Source organism: Aeromonas sp. MR16 (assembly GCF_022549315.1).
In the GTDB taxonomy this organism is placed as follows: Bacteria; Pseudomonadota; Gammaproteobacteria; order Enterobacterales; family Aeromonadaceae; genus Aeromonas; species Aeromonas aquatica.
Genome location: NZ_JAKZFK010000027.1, coordinates 1 through 14,885, shown reverse-complemented (window position 1 = coordinate 14,885; position 14,885 = coordinate 1). Strand labels below are relative to the sequence as shown.

At 64.9% G+C, this 14,885-nt stretch carries 13 protein-coding genes and 1 tRNA gene; 6 read left to right on the top strand and 8 right to left on the bottom strand.

From position 1 onward, the window contains the following. Window positions 1–68 precede the first annotated feature (68 nt). The 3 genes from MM194_RS17055 (at window position 69) to MM194_RS17045 (ending at window position 3,478) form a co-directional block, all read left to right on the top strand. On the top strand, window positions 69–1,463 hold the full coding sequence (locus MM194_RS17055; protein WP_241344229.1) for a phosphatase PAP2 family protein: 1,395 nt from the start codon (window positions 69–71) through the stop codon (window positions 1,461–1,463). A gap of 10 nt (window positions 1,464–1,473) precedes the next feature. Next, on the top strand, window positions 1,474–2,571 hold the full coding sequence (gene ydiK / locus MM194_RS17050; protein WP_241344252.1) for an AI-2E family transporter YdiK: 1,098 nt from the start codon (window positions 1,474–1,476) through the stop codon (window positions 2,569–2,571). Window positions 2,572–2,773: 202 nt separating this feature from the next. Further along, on the top strand, window positions 2,774–3,478 hold the full coding sequence (locus MM194_RS17045) for an SDR family oxidoreductase (protein WP_241344228.1): 705 nt from the start codon (window positions 2,774–2,776) through the stop codon (window positions 3,476–3,478). 92 nt (window positions 3,479–3,570) lie between these two features. On the opposite strand, the gene MM194_RS17040 is transcribed toward MM194_RS17045, so the two are convergent. Genes MM194_RS17040 through MM194_RS17030 form a run of 3 tightly spaced genes read right to left on the bottom strand, consistent with a single transcriptional unit; the run spans window position 3,571 to window position 6,917 of the window. After that, complete coding sequence (locus tag MM194_RS17040) at window positions 3,571–4,692, bottom strand: agmatine deiminase family protein (RefSeq protein ID WP_241344227.1); 1,122 nt, start codon at window positions 4,690–4,692, stop codon at window positions 3,571–3,573. 17 nt (window positions 4,693–4,709) lie between these two features. Further along, complete coding sequence (locus tag MM194_RS17035) at window positions 4,710–5,822, bottom strand: extracellular solute-binding protein (protein WP_241344226.1); 1,113 nt, start codon at window positions 5,820–5,822, stop codon at window positions 4,710–4,712. A 42-nt stretch (window positions 5,823–5,864) separates the two neighbouring features. After that, on the bottom strand, window positions 5,865–6,917 hold the full coding sequence (locus MM194_RS17030; protein ID WP_241344225.1) for an agmatine deiminase family protein: 1,053 nt from the start codon (window positions 6,915–6,917) through the stop codon (window positions 5,865–5,867). Between the two features lie 115 nt (window positions 6,918–7,032). On the opposite strand from MM194_RS17030, the gene MM194_RS17025 reads away from it, so the two are divergent. Both MM194_RS17025 and dhaR read left to right on the top strand, forming a co-directional pair. Next, window positions 7,033–7,932 (top strand): LysR substrate-binding domain-containing protein, encoded by a 900-nt coding sequence (locus MM194_RS17025; RefSeq protein ID WP_241344224.1) that lies wholly within the window; start codon window positions 7,033–7,035, stop codon window positions 7,930–7,932. 161 nt (window positions 7,933–8,093) lie between these two features. Then, a complete protein-coding gene (dhaR, locus tag MM194_RS17020) occupies window positions 8,094–9,995 on the top strand; it encodes a dihydroxyacetone kinase operon transcriptional regulator DhaR (RefSeq protein ID WP_241344251.1) in 1,902 nt (633 codons plus the stop codon). Between the two features lie 79 nt (window positions 9,996–10,074). Here dhaR and dhaM read toward each other — a convergent pair whose 3' ends face one another. From dhaM to MM194_RS17000, 4 genes are all read right to left on the bottom strand, one after another. Continuing rightward, window positions 10,075–10,791, bottom strand: coding sequence for a dihydroxyacetone kinase phosphoryl donor subunit DhaM (dhaM, locus tag MM194_RS17015; protein WP_241344223.1), 717 nt, complete (start codon window positions 10,789–10,791; stop codon window positions 10,075–10,077). A 1-nt stretch (window position 10,792) separates the two neighbouring features. Then, a complete protein-coding gene (dhaL, locus tag MM194_RS17010; RefSeq protein WP_106885576.1) occupies window positions 10,793–11,422 on the bottom strand; it encodes a dihydroxyacetone kinase subunit DhaL in 630 nt (209 codons plus the stop codon). A gap of 15 nt (window positions 11,423–11,437) precedes the next feature. Then, window positions 11,438–12,508: a dihydroxyacetone kinase subunit DhaK gene (gene dhaK, locus MM194_RS17005; RefSeq protein ID WP_241344222.1), complete on the bottom strand. Its 1,071-nt coding sequence runs from the start codon at window positions 12,506–12,508 to the stop codon at window positions 11,438–11,440. 229 nt (window positions 12,509–12,737) lie between these two features. Then, window positions 12,738–14,096, bottom strand: a complete 1,359-nt coding sequence (locus MM194_RS17000; RefSeq protein WP_241344221.1) for an NCS2 family permease — start codon at window positions 14,094–14,096, stop codon at window positions 12,738–12,740. A 201-nt stretch (window positions 14,097–14,297) separates the two neighbouring features. Here MM194_RS17000 and MM194_RS16995 point away from each other — a divergent pair, with 201 nt between their 5' ends. Continuing rightward, window positions 14,298–14,630: a cupin domain-containing protein gene (locus tag MM194_RS16995; protein ID WP_033130088.1), complete on the top strand. Its 333-nt coding sequence runs from the start codon at window positions 14,298–14,300 to the stop codon at window positions 14,628–14,630. Window positions 14,631–14,758: 128 nt separating this feature from the next. Here the strand turns inward: MM194_RS16995 and MM194_RS16990 are convergent. Continuing rightward, a tRNA-Asp gene (locus MM194_RS16990) sits at window positions 14,759–14,835 on the bottom strand. Between the last annotated feature and the right edge of the window lie 50 nt (window positions 14,836–14,885).

The following is a 14,885-nucleotide window of genomic DNA, read 5'->3' as shown; positions in this document are numbered from 1 at the left end:
AGGAATTCATTGCCCAAGTATCTGATTTCTGTGACCCTTGCCCCAGTCGTCAACCCCATGGACCCGCCATGATCCGCGCCTTTTTTTTCCTGTTGCTGCTGTTGCTGCTGTCGCCGCTGCTCGCCGTCCAGGCCGCCCAAACGGCCCCCAGTGCGGCCGCCTGCGTGATCCGCCACCAGCAACAGTTGTTGCTGGTGCAAGACAGGATCTCCGGGCGCTACAGCCTGAGCGGCGGCTATATAGATGCTGGGGAGACCCCCGAGCAGGCGGCCCTGCGGGAATTGTTCGAGGAGACAGGGCTGCACGGCCGCATCACCGCCGATCTCGGGCGCTGGCAGCGGGCCCAACTGTTCGCCTGCCAGACCCAGGATCCCATCCAGGCTCAGATCGGCACGGGCTTCGTCTCAATACTGCAGGCCCCCAACCTCGGCGGCGAGATCCAGAATGCCAGGCAGATCGAACCGGCCCGGCTGCCAGACAACCAGCGTCGCTTCCCGGCGCAGCTCGACTGGCTCGGCCCCAGGCTCGCAGAGGTGCCCGAGAGTCCGGTGCAGTGGCAGGCCGACTTCAGCGCCACCGACGCCGGAGCCAGCAGCGCCCTGCACCGGGCCGAGCTGCCGCTGATCCAGCGCCTGCAAGGCTGGCTTGGCCCGCACGCCCGCTGGCCCCTGGCCGGCAACCTGCTCGGCAGCGCCCCGGTCCAGCTTGGGCTGGCCCTGCTGCTCTTGCCCCTGCTCGGTTGGCCGAGGTTCTACCGGCTGCTGTTTGCCATGGTGCTGCTCACCCTGCTGGTGCAGCTGCTCAAGGAGGGGATCGGCTGGCCCAGGCCATTCCACCTGGATCCTGCGCTGGCGCAGCGAAGCGCTCAGGGCTTCGGCATGCCGAGCGGCCACACCGCCTCCACCCTGCTGTTCTGGGGCCTGCTGCTGGGCTGGCTGCCGGGGCTCAGGGCCTGGCAAGGCATCCTGCTCGCCCTGTTGCTGGCGGCCCTGGCCGGCCTGGCCCGGGTCTGGCTCGGGGTGCACTTCATCTCGGATGTAGTGGTTGGCCTGGGCCTCGGCGCCCTCTTGCTGACCCTGCGCTCGCCGCTCTGCACCCTGGCGAACAGCCGGCTCGCCTGGTGGGGCCTGATCCTCGCCAGCCTGCTGGGGGCCGGATTCACCCAATCCAGCGCCCTGGGGGCGCTGGCCATGTTCACCCTGGGGCTGGTATCGGGTACTCTGTTCCCACTCGAACGACACCCTGTGCCCGCCATCCGTTGTGCCCTGCTGGCCCTGGCGGTCAGCCTGGGTATCGGCGGCTTGCTGCTCGCCCTGCCGCTGCTCACCAGCAGCTCCCTGCTGATCCTGGCGGGGCAGGGATTGCTGGTCGGCAGCCTGGGGCTCTGGCTGAGCGCCGGCCTCTGGTGGTCCCTTGATCTCATCAACCCCGGCTCCGCACACCGGGGCCCAACCCCTCGTTAAAGGGAATGCAATACCTATGAAAAAAGTGGATTTGGCCAAGATAACCCTGGGGGTGCTGTTCCTCAGTCTGCTCATCATCTCGTGCTTCATGGTGCTGCGCCCCTTCCTGCCCGCCCTGGTGTGGGCCACCATGATCACCATCGCCACCTGGCCGCTGATGCAGATGGCCCAGCGCCTGCTGTGGGGCAAACGGGCCCTGGCCGCCCTGCTGATGAGCGGCATACTGTTGCTGATGTTCGTTATCCCGCTGTTCATGGCGCTGGCCAACGTGGCGGAGAAGGCCCCCATGCTGATCGAGCTGGGCACCCGCATCAGCCATTCCCCACCCCCCGCGCTGCTCTGGTTGCAACAGTTCCCGCTGGTCGGCGGCAAGCTGTATGAGTTCTGGCAACAGATCCTGGCGAGCGGCGGTCAGGTGCTGTTCACCAAGCTGACCCCCTATTTCGGCCAGACCGCACGCTGGCTCGCCTCCCAGGCCGGCAATCTCGGCCTGTTGCTGGTCCACTTCCTGCTGACGGTGGCCATCTGCGGCCTGCTCTACCACTCCGGGGAGAAGGCGGCCGACGGCATTCGTCGCTTCGCCCACCGGCTGGCGGGCCAGCGCGGTGACAACGCCGTCGTGCTGGCCTCCCAGGCCATCCGGGCCGTCGCCATGGGGGTGGTGGTCACGGCGCTAGTGCAATCCTCGGTGGCCGGGTTGGGTCTGCTCATTGCCGGCATTCCCTACACCATGATTCTGGTGGTGCTGATGTTCCTGCTGATCGTCGCCCAGATAGGCCCCTTCCCGGTGCTGCTGGCCAGCGTCGGCTATCTCTACTGGAGCGGCGACACCACCTGGGGCACCTTCCTGCTGGTGTGGTCCATGCTGGCAGGCACCATGGACAACTTCCTGCGCCCCTTCCTTATCAAGCGCGGGGCCGATCTGCCGCTGATCCTGATCCTGGTCGGGGTCATCGGCGGCCTGCTGGCCATGGGCATCATAGGTCTCTTCATCGGCCCGGTGGTGCTGGCGGTGGCTTACACCCTGCTGGAGGCCTGGATCAAGGAGGACGAACACCCGGCTACCGAGCCGACGCTCGCCCCGCCTCAGGACAAACCGATACCCTGATGCAAGACGCCGCCCCTGGGCGGCGTCTCGTTTTCTACCCCAGCTTGATGCCCCGAGCCTGAAGGGTTCAACGCCGTCCTAGAACCAAAGTTCGAACTCCTTGGCCCAAATCCGAACCAGGGTTCGAGCCAACGCCGCCTCCCCTCTACCCTCCCCGGTCGCCCCCCGCCACAATGCCTCCATCATTCAGGAGGAACACAAGATGAACGAACTGAGAGCAACCCGCGCCCTGATCACCGGTGGCGCCAGCGGCATAGGGCTGGCCATCGCCGAGGCACTGGCCAGTCAGGGAGTGGAGCTGGTCCTGGCCTCCCGCCGCCAGTCCCTGCTGGAGCAAGAGGCCGATCGCCTTCGCGCTCAATACGGGGTGAGAGTGCTGCCCCTGGTGCTGGATGTGTGCGACGGCGCCCAGGTGCGGGCCCAACACGCCCAGGCCAGCGCCCTGCTCGGTCCCATCGATCTGCTGATCAACAACAGCGGGGTCGGCAGCGACTATCTGGTGCAGGATCTGCCGGAATCCGAGTGGGACAGGGTCATGGATACCTGCGCCAAGGGGACCTTCCTGCTGACTCAGGCCTGCCTGCCGGACATGCTTGCCCGGCGTCATGGCACCATCATCAACATCGCCTCTCAGGCCGCCAAGCACGGCTATGCCAGAGCCAATGTCTACTGCGCCGCCAAGTTTGCCGTGCTGGGCTTCGCCAAGGCGCTGCGTGAAGAGGTGCAGCATCAGGGCATACGGGTGCATACCCTCTGCCCCGGCCTGGTGCAGGTGCCGCCCCCGGCCTGCGCCGGTGATCGCAAGCCCGGCTGGTTGCAGGTCGAAGATCTGGCCGAGGCCGTGCTCTACACCCTGCGCCAACCCGCCCACGTCCAGCTCGACGAGATCGGCATGACGGGGATCTGACCAAGGCTATCCATCTGACGACAGCAATGACATGGGGCGCCGAAGCGCCCCATGCAGTATTTCACGCTGTCATTGCCAACTATGGCGAAATATCAGGCAGGTTGATGCAGGGTGATGCAGTGAATGCCACCGCCCCCGGCGGCCACAGGATCTATGTCTAGCTGCACTACCTTGCGACCCGGATAGAGGCGGGCCAGCAGATCCCGGCAATGACGGTCGGCCTTGGCATCGCCGAACTGGGGGGCGATGACGGCGCCATTGATGGGCAGGTAGTTGATGTAACCGGCGGCAAAGTCCGGGCTGCGGCTGAATTTATTGTCTCGCCCACCCAGCGGGGGCGGCAGCTGATGCAGCTCCAGCTTGTTGCCATCGGCGTCCGTCGCCTGCTGCAAGATGGCCAGGTGCTGGCGGGTCACCTTGTGGTCGTAGGAGTCGGGGTCGTTATCCATGTTGATCACCACCACCCCGGGGCGCACGAAGCGGGCGTAGAAGTCCACGTGGGCATCGGTGATGTCACGGCCCTTGATCCCCGGCAACCAGATGATCTTGCGCAGCCCCAGGTTGGCCTTGAGCTCCGCCTCCACTCGCGCCTTGGTGAGGCCCGGATTGCGGTTGCCGTTGATCCAGCTGCTCTCTGTCATGATGGCGGTGCCCTTGCCGTCCACCTCTATGCCACCCCCCTCGCCGATGAGCTCGCTCTGCAAATAGTGGGCATCCGTCTGCCGGCCCATCAGGGCGGCGATCCTGGCGTCATAGCTGTGCTCCTGCTTGTCGCCCCAACCGTTGAAGTTGAAGTCCACCAGCCCAAGCGCACCCTGCTCATCTCGCACGAAGACGCCGCCGGTATCCCGCAGCCAGATGTCGTCCAGCTCGGCGTGGATGAAGCGGGTGTTGTGCTCGCCGCACAGCTGACGCGCCAGATCCTCTTCCTCTTCGCGGCAGAGCACGTTCACCTCGGTATGGGGCGCCATGGCCTTGACCAGCCGACCTATGGTGGCCTGCACCTCCTGGTAATCGCGACCCCAGATGTCACGGCTGGCACCGAAGGCCACCCAGACCCTGGCCTGGGGCCCGGCCTCGTCCGGCATATGGTAGCGGCCGACGGCCCTCGCCTTGGCCTCCGGGGTGGCGGCCTGGGCCCTCGGCAGGGCGCTCAGTCCGGCTAGCGCCCCCATGGCGACCAGCTGTTTCAATACGTGGCGTCGGGAAAACATCTTTCTACTCCTGAGGTTCAGAGGCTGCTCTTGAAGCGAGTCCAGGCTCGCATGCGGGCACGCATCTGGGATTGTGCAATGTCCTGGCCCGGAATGAGGCGCCCGTAGCTGGCCTCATCCAGGTAGATATCCGGGTTGGCTGTCATGGTGGCATCCACCATGGATCTCGCCTTGGCACTGGCGGTCGGATAGCCGGTGCTGTTGGTGATGGCGGCCATGTTGGCTGGGCGCATCACAAAATTGATGAAGGCGTAGGCATAGTCAGGATGGGGCGCATCCACCGGGATCGCCATGGTATCCATCCAGATGCTGCTCCCCTCCTTCGGCAGCCGGTATTCAAAGTCGCTGCGCTTGCCCGCCTCGGCGGCGGCGTGCCTGGCTTGTGTCATGTCGCCGCTGTAACCCAGCGACAGGCAGAGGTCGCCGTTGACCAGCTGGGTCACCGGCTGGGACTGGAACTTGCGGATATGGGGCTTGATCCCCTTGAGCAGCGCCAGCGCGGCATCCAGATCCTCGGCCTTGCCGCTGTGGGGATCCCGCCCCAGATAGTGCAACACCACAGCCAGCACCTCGTCGGGGGAGTCGATGATGGAGATGCCGCAGTCGGCAAATTTTGCCGCCAGTTCGGGCTTGAACAGCAGGTCGAGACTGCCCACCGGGGCATCCGGCATCCGCTGCCGGATCATGGCTGCGTTATAGGTGAGCCCTATGGTGCCCCAGGTGTAGGGCACCACCGCATCCCGTGAATGGGGATAGGCTTGCTGCAGCCGCCGCAAGCCGGGCTCTATCTCCGCCAGGTGCTCTAGCTTGCCCTGATCCAGCGGTTGCAGGCTGCCCGCCCGCATCAGCCGCTCCGCCACCGTATCGCCGGGAAAGATGAGGTCATAACCGCTGCGACCGGCCATCAGCTTGGCCTCCAGGGTCTCGCTACTGTCCATGACGTCATAGATGACCCGGATCCCTGTCTCTCTGGTAAAGGCGCTGAGGGTATCGGGGGCGAAGTAGTCGGCCCAGTTGTAGAGCCGCAGCACCTTCTCCTCCCCTGTTGCTGCATCGGCCTCCCCGGCCTCGGCCGCAAGACTCAGCAGCAGGGCCAGGCAGCCCATCCACCCGAGTGTCTTCCTGATCATGATGTGGTTACTCCCCTGTGATTGGCCGCCGCCGTGCAACGCTCAGCCCAACAGCGGCCAGGCGGGCTGCTGCTGGGTGATGCAGTGGATGCCGCCGCCGCCGTGGGCCAGCCGGTTGATCGAGACCGGCACCACAGCCCTTTGCGGGAAGGCGCCTTGCAGCACAGCCGCCGCCTCCCGGTCGCTCGCCACCCCGTAGGCGGGCATGATGACGGCGCCGTTGGCGAGATAAAAGTTGGTGTAGGAGGCGCAGAACACCTCGGCCTCCCTGTCTATGGCCTCGCTCGCGTCGTACAGATCCTTCAGCTCGAAGGCGCGCCCCCTGGCATCGGTGGCCAGCGTCAGGGCGCGGCGGTTCTCCCGCACCACAAGGCCGTAGGTCGAGGCGGCATCCCGGGTCGCATCCACCAGCAGCTGGCCGGGGCGACTGAAGGCGCAGACCCCGTCCACATGGCCGTCCGTCATGTCGCCGGTGACGTGGTCGGGATCCCCCGGCAGCCAGATGGTCTTCTCGATACCGAGCAGGCGACCGAAGATCTGTTCGATCTCACCCTTGCTGATCCCCGGGTTGCGGTTGCTGTTGAGCAGCACGGATTCAGTGGTTATCAGGGTGCCTTCGCCGTCCACATGGATGGCGCCCCCCTCGTTGGCCAGAAAGCTGCCGATACACTCCAGCTCCAGGCTGTTGAGGATGCGGCGAGCCAGCCCCTCGTCCAGCTGATGGACCGACTTTCCGCCCCAGGCGTTGAAGCGCCAGCTCACCCCGGCACTGCCCAGTTCGGGGTGGCAGATAAAGGTGGGGCCGGAGTCGCGGCACCAGCTGTCATCCATCGGGAGGGGGATCAGGGTCACCCTGCCGTCACAGAGGGCGCGCGCCTCGGCCAGCGCGGAAGGGTCGACCACCAGCCTGACCGGTTCGAACCGGACAATGGCGTTGACCACCCGGGCGAAGTCCTGCTGCACCTCGGCCAGGGTGACGCCCCAGCCGGATTCCCACAGCGCCTTGTTGTGGGGCCAGACCATCCAGGTCGCGGCGTGCTGGCACCATTCGGCGGGCATGAACCAGCCCTTTGCCACTATTCCCTGTTCCCGCATATTCCCTCTCTGATTAGATACTATTAAGGTTGCTGACGATGGGAATAGACTATTCCCACATAACACGGCGAACAAACGATCGATTTTCAGTACAAGTGATAAGTGGAGCTAATCAATGATGTTCAGACACTGGCCCCCGCTCAACGTGCTGCGGGGCTTCGAGGCGGCAGCTCGCCTCGGCAGTTTTCATCAGGCGGCGCAGGAGCTGCACCTCACCCAGTCCGCCATCAGCCAGCAGATCCGCTCCCTGGAGGAGCTGCTCGGCCAACCGCTGTTTCACCGGCAGGGGCGCTCGGTCGCCCTGACCGATGCGGGGCAGGATCTGCTGGAGACCACCCAGAGCGTGCTGCTGCAACTGGCAGTGGGGATCCAGCGCCTCGAGCAGTACCGCAAGCCGAACCAGCTGGTGCTCAACACCAGCACCGCCATCGCCCGCCACTGGCTGCTGCCCCGACTGGGGACGTTTCATTGCCAGCACCCCGACATCGATCTCTGGCTCTTCACCAGCGACGAGGTGCCCGATCTGGCCGAACAGACCATAGATCTCGCCCTGCGCTGGGATCTCGCGCCACAGGCCGAGTGTCGCCATCAGCCGCTGCTGGCGGACAGGTTGCTGCCGGTGGCCGCGCCTGCCGTGCTGGCTCAACCGGCGGCACAGCGCACTACCCTCCATGGGGAGCGAGAGCTGGACTGGCACCACTGGACGCTCAAAGGGGGGGAGGATCTGCAACTGCAGACCCGGGGGCTCAACTTCTCCGACCCCGGCCTGCTGCTGGAGGCGGCCAGCGCCGGACTCGGTGTGGCGCTGGTGAGCGAACGGCTCTCCCAACCGGCCAGGGAGCAGGGGCAGTTGCTGCCGCTCTCCGCTTGCAGGGTCAAGGGGCCCCAGTGGAGCTTGCTTATCCACCAGGAGAGCGAAGGGATGCCGGAGTGCCGCGCCTTCTGCCACTGGCTCGGCCAGCAATTTACCGAGGGGGCGGCGGGCGGGAATGAGGATGCCATTGCCGCCCTCTGAGGCAGGTCACTGAATCTGGCGAACGGGCATGGTTAAATGGTCGGCCTCTCTCTATGCCGGATATTGCATGTGACCCTGCCATCTGACCGCCTGCCGCTCCAACCCTTGCCTGACTATGGGTATGCCTTCTGGCTGCGCGCTTATCGGATACTGCCGTGACCCTGCCATCTGACCGTCTGCCACCCCAGCCCTGCCCTGACTATCTGCAGGCCTCCTGGCTGCGCTGCGCCCACCAGACCAGCGCCACCCTCTGGCATCCGCCCCACAGTGCCAAGGGGCAGACCTTGCAGAGCCTGCGCCAGCGCAAGCGGGACTTGCTCACCACAGGCGAGATGGCCCTCGAGGATCTCTACGAATTCATGGAGGGGCGCCCCTGCGCCCTGCTGCTCACCGACGAGAGCGGCTGTTTGCTGGCCCGCACCGGCCATCGCGAGACGCTGGCAGAACTCGAAGCGCTGGGCTTTGGCCCCGGCGCTTTTTTTAGCGAGGGGCGCATCGGCACCAATGCCATCAATCTGGCGGCGCTGGAGGGAGTGCCGCTCTGCGTCAGCGGCCCCCAGCATTTCAACCAGACCCTGCACCCCTGGCACAGCTGCGCCAGCCCGGTCTACAACAGCAATGGCCGTCAGGTCGCCATCATGGCCCTGGTCTGCCGGGTGGAGGAGGCAACGGTCGGGGATCTGGCGCTCACCGTCAGCGCCGGTCGCGAGCTGGCCCACCTGCTGCAGATGGAAACCCTGATGCAGGAGTCCCAGCACCATCTGAGCGAGCTTTACGCCCTGCTCGACGGCATGGATGACGGCGTGCTGGCCTGGGATCCCCAGGGCCGGCTGCGCTACCTCAACGCGCTGGCGGCCAACCGACTGCGGCTCGATCCGGCGATCTGTCTCGGCCAGCCCCTGGAGCAGCACCTGCTGCTGCCCCAGCGTTTGCAGCTGGCCATCAAGGGGCAGACTCCACTGAGTCATGTGGAGGTGACCCTGGAGCGGCTCGGGGTGCATTCCGGGGAGTTCATCAATGCCCTGATAAGCCTCAAGCCGCTACCGGGGCCGGAGGGGGTCAGCTTTATCGCCCTGCTCCATCCGGTCGACCGGCTGAGGGCCATTCACCAGCTGCGCCAGACGGTGCCCGAGCTGTCGGCGCTGGTGGGGGAATCGAGCGCCATGCGCAAGCTGCTGCGCCACGCCAGACAGGCGGCCCAGAGTCAGGGGCCGATCCTGCTGCGCGGCGAAGAGGAGGTAGGCAAGGCCCAGCTGGCGGAGGCCATCCACTTTGGCAGTGAACGGGCCGCCGGGCCCCTCATTACCCTCAACTGTCAGGCGCTGCCGAGCGAGCGGATGGCGCTTGAGCTGATGGGCTCCGACGAGGCGGGGCAGGAGCGGGCGGGCAAGTTCGAGCTGGCCCACGGCGGCACCCTGGTGCTGGAGCAGGTGGAGTGCCTCTCTGCCCCCATGCAGGCGGCGCTGCTGCAACTGCTCAAGACAGGCCGCATCCAGCGCTTCGATTCGGCCCGCGTGCTGCCGCTCAAGGTGCGGATCATAGCAACCAGCAGCGCCCCGCTGGAGCAAAAGGTGCAGGAGGGGCAGTTCGGTCGCCAGCTGCTCTATGCGCTGCAGGCGTGCGAGCTCTGGCTGCCGGGGCTGCGGGAGCGCAGTGCCGATCTGCCCGGCCTTATCAGTCAGCAGCTAGGGGCGCAGGGGCGCGAGCCGGTGCGCCAGTTCAGCCCGGCGGCCCTCGATTGTCTGCTCGCCTACCCCTGGCCCGGCAATCTGGGGGAGCTGCGCAGCGCCGTCGAGCATGCCCTGCTCCACGCAAGTCAGGGGCAGATCCCGCCCGAGGCGCTGCCCGCCGCCATTCGTCACGGCCATCAGCTGGTGGCGAATGAGGTGGTGGGGCAACCGCTGCTCACGTTGGCGGAGTTGGAGCGCCAGGCCATCTTGCGCAGCGCCCACGCCTGCAAGGGACAGGTCAGCCTGATGGCCCGGCAACTGGGCATCAGCCGCACCACCCTGTGGCGGCGGCTCAAACTGCTCGGCATGGATCCCGCCGACTACCACGGATAGCTGTCACGCACAGAAACGCCCTTGCGGAAAAAACGACAAGGCCCCGCACTGGCGGGGCCTTGATACAGCAATATGAGCCTCAGTCGCCGAAGCGTTCCGCTGCCAGCTGCTGGAAGCAGCTCAAAGCCGCATCGGCATCCTCCCCGCGCGCCAGCAGGGTGAGTCTGTCGCCTTGACGCACATTGAGCATGGCGAGCCGGGTCAGGCTGCGGGGATTGGCCTCTTTGTCCCCCTTTTGCAGCTTGAGTTCAGCGGCAAAGGGCTTGAGGGCGGCCACCAGTCGGGCGGCGGGGCGCACATGCAGGCCGTGGGGGTTATCCACCACCACCTCGCAGCGCAGCCAGCCGTCGTCAGTAACGGGGGCGGTCTCTGTGGCGGTCTGCGCCACGCTGGCGGGCAGCATCGCCTGTTTCGGGCCCAGGGCACCGAGCGCCTCGGCGGCCACCTCATCCAGCGTCATGCCGGAACCGGCCGCCACCACGGCGGCCAGGGTGCCCTCGACCAGCGGGGCGGGGCAGAGTCGTACCCTCGCGCTCAGCTCAGGAGGCAGCAGTTCGAGGGCGGTCTCGGCGCTGAGCAGGGCACTGCCCAAGTCCATCAGCACCAGCACACCGCTGCCGTCGTCCGCTTCTTCGATCGCACTCATCACGGCGATGGCATCCGTGCCTATGGGGTGGTCGGGGTCATCGACCCCGGCCGCCAGCAGCAATCTGGCCGGGCTGCCGAGCTGGTCGGCCAGTGCTTTCAAGCCGGCCGCCAGCATGGCGCAGTGAGAGACAACGACGATTCCTATCATGTCACAACCTCGCTCTGTCACGCAGGGCGGTCAGCAGCAGCAGGGTCGAGGTGGCCCCGGCATCCTGATGGCCTATGCTGCGCTCGCCAAGATAGCTGGCTCGCCCCTTGCGGGCCTGCATCTGTATAGTGGCCTCGGTACCGGCCGCAGCGGCGGCCACGGCCTTGTCCAGCGCATCGTTGAGGGAGAGATCTTGCTGCTGTGCCTGTTGCAGGGCGGCCAGAGCCGGCCACCAGGCGTCGCACATTGTCTTGTCACCCGGTTCGGCGCGGCCGCGGGAGACTATCCCCTCGACCCCGTCACTCAGCATCTTGCCAAGCTGGCTGAGGCTGAGGCTCTGACAGGCGTCGGTACTGGCCGCCGCCCGGATAAAGAAGGTGCCGTAGAGCGGGCCGCTGGCGCCGCCGACCGAGGAGAGCAAGGTCATGCCGGTAGTTTTCAGCACCTGACCTATGTCTTTGTCCGCCACAGCGGGCAGCTTCTCGGCCACCTTGGTGAAGCCGCGCTGCATGTTGAGGCCGTGGTCGCCATCACCGATGTCGGTATCCAGCGCCGTGAGGTAGTCACGCTGTTCGGCAAAGATGTGCTCGCAGTCGAGCAGCCAGTTGACGATCTGATGTTTGCTTAGCATGAGAATAAAGGCTCCTTAGCAGCCGCGACGCAGGGCGGGGGTATTGACGGGAGCATCCCACAGGGTCATCAACTCGTCATCCACCTTGAGCAGGGTGATGGAGATGCCGGTCATGTCGAGGGCGGTGCAGTAGGGGCCGATCAGGTTGCGCACCAGATGGATGCCCGCCTCCTCGCACAGAACGGCGAGCCGGCCATAGACGCCATAGAGCTCTGAGATGGGGGTGCCGCCGAGGCTGTTGACCAGGGCGATGACGCGATCGCCTCTGTTGAGCGGCTCGATGAAGCTGTGCTCTTCCTGCCAGCTGCCGGAGGCTCTGTCCCAGTGGCGCAGAGTACGGCCATAGGGGCTGTTGTCCGCCAGCTCGCCGAACATGTCGTCCACCAGGGTATCGAGATCGGTGAAGGGGCGGCGCTCGATACCCGGCTCGCCGTGGATGCCGACCCCGAACTCCATCTCGTTGTCCGCCAGGGTGAAGGAGGGTTTGCCGGCCGCAGGCACTGTGCAGGCGTGCAGGGCTATCCCTATGGTGCGGCTCTGGTTGTTGATGCGGCGAGCCAGCGCCTCGCAGTGCGCCAGGTCATAGCCCGCCTCGGCGGCGGCCCCCACCAGTTTTTCACACAGCACCGTGGTGGCAACGCCACGGCGACCGGCGGTATAGAGGCTGTCTTTCACCGCCACATCGTCATCGATCAGCGAGAAGCCCACCTTGACCCCGTCGCCGTGCAGCAGCTCGACCGCGGTCTCGAAGTTGAGCACGTCGCCGGTGTAGTTCTTCACCAGAAACAGCACGCCCGCGCCACCATCAACGGCCTGACCGCACTCGTACATCTGATCCGGGGTCGGGGAGGTAAAGATCTCGCCGGGGCAGGCACCATCCAGCATCCCTTTGCCCACCAGACCGCCGTGCATCGGCTCGTGGCCGCTGCCACCGCCGGAGACCAGCGCCACCTTGCCCATCACGGGGGAGTCGGCGCGGGTGATGTAGTGGGGTTCGATACGTACCTTGAGCTCGGGGTGGGCGGCAGCCATCCCCATCAGTTGTTCACGGACCACGGCATCGACGGCATTGATCAGCTTCTTCATGGCTCACTCCTTGGCTTGCCACCGCACGGGTAGGCAGATGGTTGATGAAGCCAGTCTAACGGGATAACGCGGGATAAAAATGACGGTCGCTCCGGTTCGGATCTGAAACAGCAAAAACGGGCCCGGCGTTTCAATCTGAAACCCCATGAGGCAAGCATGGGGAAAATTGCCAGCCACCTCACAGCCATGAAAAAGGGCCCCGCAGGGCCCTTCTCTCGATCTGGATGGGTTAGATGGCCCAGCCACCGGCATAGAAGATCACCAGTGCCAGGGCGATGATGACGGTGCCGACGTTGAGTTTCTTCCACTCGGCGGCAAACAGGCGACCCACGACCAGCGCCACGAAGCCCAGCATGATGCCGGTGACGATGTTGCAGGTGAGCACGATGAAGACGGCGCACAGCATGCCGGCCAGGGCATCGACCGAATCGCTGAAGTCCAGCTTGGTGACGTTGCCCAGCATCAGCAGGCCGACGTACATCAGCGCCGGAGCTGTGGCGTAGGCCGGCACCAGATAGCTCAGCGGCGAGAGGAAGATCATCAGCAGGAACAGCACGCCGACCAGGGCCGCAGTCAAGCCGGTCTTGCCACCCGCGGCAGTACCGGCGGCGGATTCGATGTAGACGGCAGCCGGAGCACCACCCACCACGCCAGCGACCATGCTGCTGACGGAGTCGGCAGTCAGGGCCTTGCCGCCGCTGATGATGTGACCACGCTCGTTGATGAGGCCAGCCTGACCGGCCACGGCACGGATGGTGCCGGTGGCGTCAAATACGGCGGTCATCACCAGCGCCAGTACGGTCGGAATGACCACCGGATTGAGGGCGCCCAGCAGATCCATGCTGCCAACCAGAGAGCCCTTCTCGCCGGTCAGGCTCGGCATGGCGAAGAAGCCCTGCCAGGTCACCTTGGGATCGAAGGCCAGCCCCAGTGCGGAAATGGCGATGATCACCATCAGGATGCCGCCCGGTACCTTGCGGCGCTCCAGACCGAAGATGGCAGCCAGACCCAGCACCGTCATGATGACGGGGAAAGAGGTAACCTCACCTAGCTGAACCGGCAGGCCGGCCCCTTCGTTCTTGATCACCATGCCGACGCCGTTGGTGGCGATCAGCAGCAGGAACAGGCCGATGCCGATACCGGTGCCGTGAGCGATGCCGGAGGGGAGGTTGTCCAGGATCCACTGGCGCACGCCGGTCACGCTGATCAGGGTGAACAGCACCCCCATCAGAAAGATGGCGCCGAGGGCCACCGGGATGCTCAGTCCCTGCCCCAGCACCAGGCTGAAGGCGGTGAAGGCGGTGAGTGAGATGGCGCAGCCTATGGCCATCGGCAGCTTGGCCCAGAGCCCCATCAGCAAGGATCCGAAGGCGGCGATCAAACAGGTCGCCACGAACACCGGCCCCTGCTCAAACCCCGCGACACCCAGCATGTTGGGCACCACTATGACGCTGTACACCATGGCCAGGAAGGTGGTCAGCCCGGCCAACAGTTCCTGGCGCACGCTGCTGCCGCGCTGGGTGATAGAGAAATAGGAGTCCAGAAACCCGCTATTGCCGGTGCGGGCCGTCATTTCTTGCGTTGCCATAACTCATCCTGAATGTGTGAAGGAAATCGTTTGCGTAATGGCGCGCAAAATAGCAAGAATTTGGCGAGATTGCAGCGGATCAGCCACCATTTTCCCGAACTTTTCCATTTAAAGCCTCATTGGAGGCCTCAACTTCCCCATGGGAAGCTCCCCTTCAGCTTCTACACTCTTAGCTAGCCCCCATCAGCCGGAGACAAGCCCATGCACACAGGCAACCTGCTTGGCCAGATCCCCTCCCCCCTGCCCAATGAGGTGTTCACCGACCTGGTCAGCACCAATCACTTTCGCATCGAGCGTATCCTCTCCCAGGGACAACAGACCCCCACGGGGGAATGGTTCGATCAGGATGAACACGAGTGGGTAGCGCTGATACAAGGCGAAGCCATTCTGGTCTTCATCACACCGGATACCGGGCTCCAGGAGCGCGTTCACCTTGGACCCGGGGACTACATCAACATCCCGGCGCACCTTCAGCACAGGGTGGAGTGGACTCATCCTACCGAGACCACAGTCTGGCTCTGCATCTACTACTAGGGGAGTCCCTTGGCACAATGACAAAGCACAACGAAAGAAGCCCAATCGACAGATTGGGCTTCTTGGACTCAGATATTGAATATGCACAGCAAAAAGGCCTTCCCAATCGGGAAGGCCTTTCAAATTAGTGGCGGAGCGGACGGGACTCGAACCCGCGACCCCCGGCGTGACAGGCCGGTATTCTAACCAACTGAACTACCGCTCCGCAATTTGGCTAGCTTCTGCTAAATCGTCTGCCGTTTCATCGAGGTGTCA

What these genes read in the sequence shown, in the direction of transcription:
- MM194_RS17055 (WP_241344229.1), top strand. Translation starts at nt 69, where the DNA reads ATGATCCGCGCCTTTTTTTTCCTGTTGCTGCTGTTGCTGCTGTCGCCG.
- MM194_RS17045 (WP_241344228.1), top strand. Translation starts at nt 2,774, where the DNA reads ATGAACGAACTGAGAGCAACCCGCGCCCTGATCACCGGTGGCGCCAGC.
- MM194_RS17040 (WP_241344227.1), bottom strand. Translation starts at nt 4,692, where the DNA reads ATGTTTTCCCGACGCCACGTATTGAAACAGCTGGTCGCCATGGGGGCG.
- MM194_RS17035 (WP_241344226.1), bottom strand. Translation starts at nt 5,822, where the DNA reads ATGATCAGGAAGACACTCGGGTGGATGGGCTGCCTGGCCCTGCTGCTG.
- MM194_RS17030 (WP_241344225.1), bottom strand. Translation starts at nt 6,917, where the DNA reads ATGCGGGAACAGGGAATAGTGGCAAAGGGCTGGTTCATGCCCGCCGAA.
- MM194_RS17025 (WP_241344224.1), top strand. Translation starts at nt 7,033, where the DNA reads ATGATGTTCAGACACTGGCCCCCGCTCAACGTGCTGCGGGGCTTCGAG.
- dhaM (WP_241344223.1), bottom strand. Translation starts at nt 10,791, where the DNA reads ATGATAGGAATCGTCGTTGTCTCTCACTGCGCCATGCTGGCGGCCGGC.
- dhaL (WP_106885576.1), bottom strand. Translation starts at nt 11,422, where the DNA reads ATGCTAAGCAAACATCAGATCGTCAACTGGCTGCTCGACTGCGAGCAC.
- dhaK (WP_241344222.1), bottom strand. Translation starts at nt 12,508, where the DNA reads ATGAAGAAGCTGATCAATGCCGTCGATGCCGTGGTCCGTGAACAACTG.
- MM194_RS17000 (WP_241344221.1), bottom strand. Translation starts at nt 14,096, where the DNA reads ATGGCAACGCAAGAAATGACGGCCCGCACCGGCAATAGCGGGTTTCTG.
- MM194_RS16995 (WP_033130088.1), top strand. Translation starts at nt 14,298, where the DNA reads ATGCACACAGGCAACCTGCTTGGCCAGATCCCCTCCCCCCTGCCCAAT.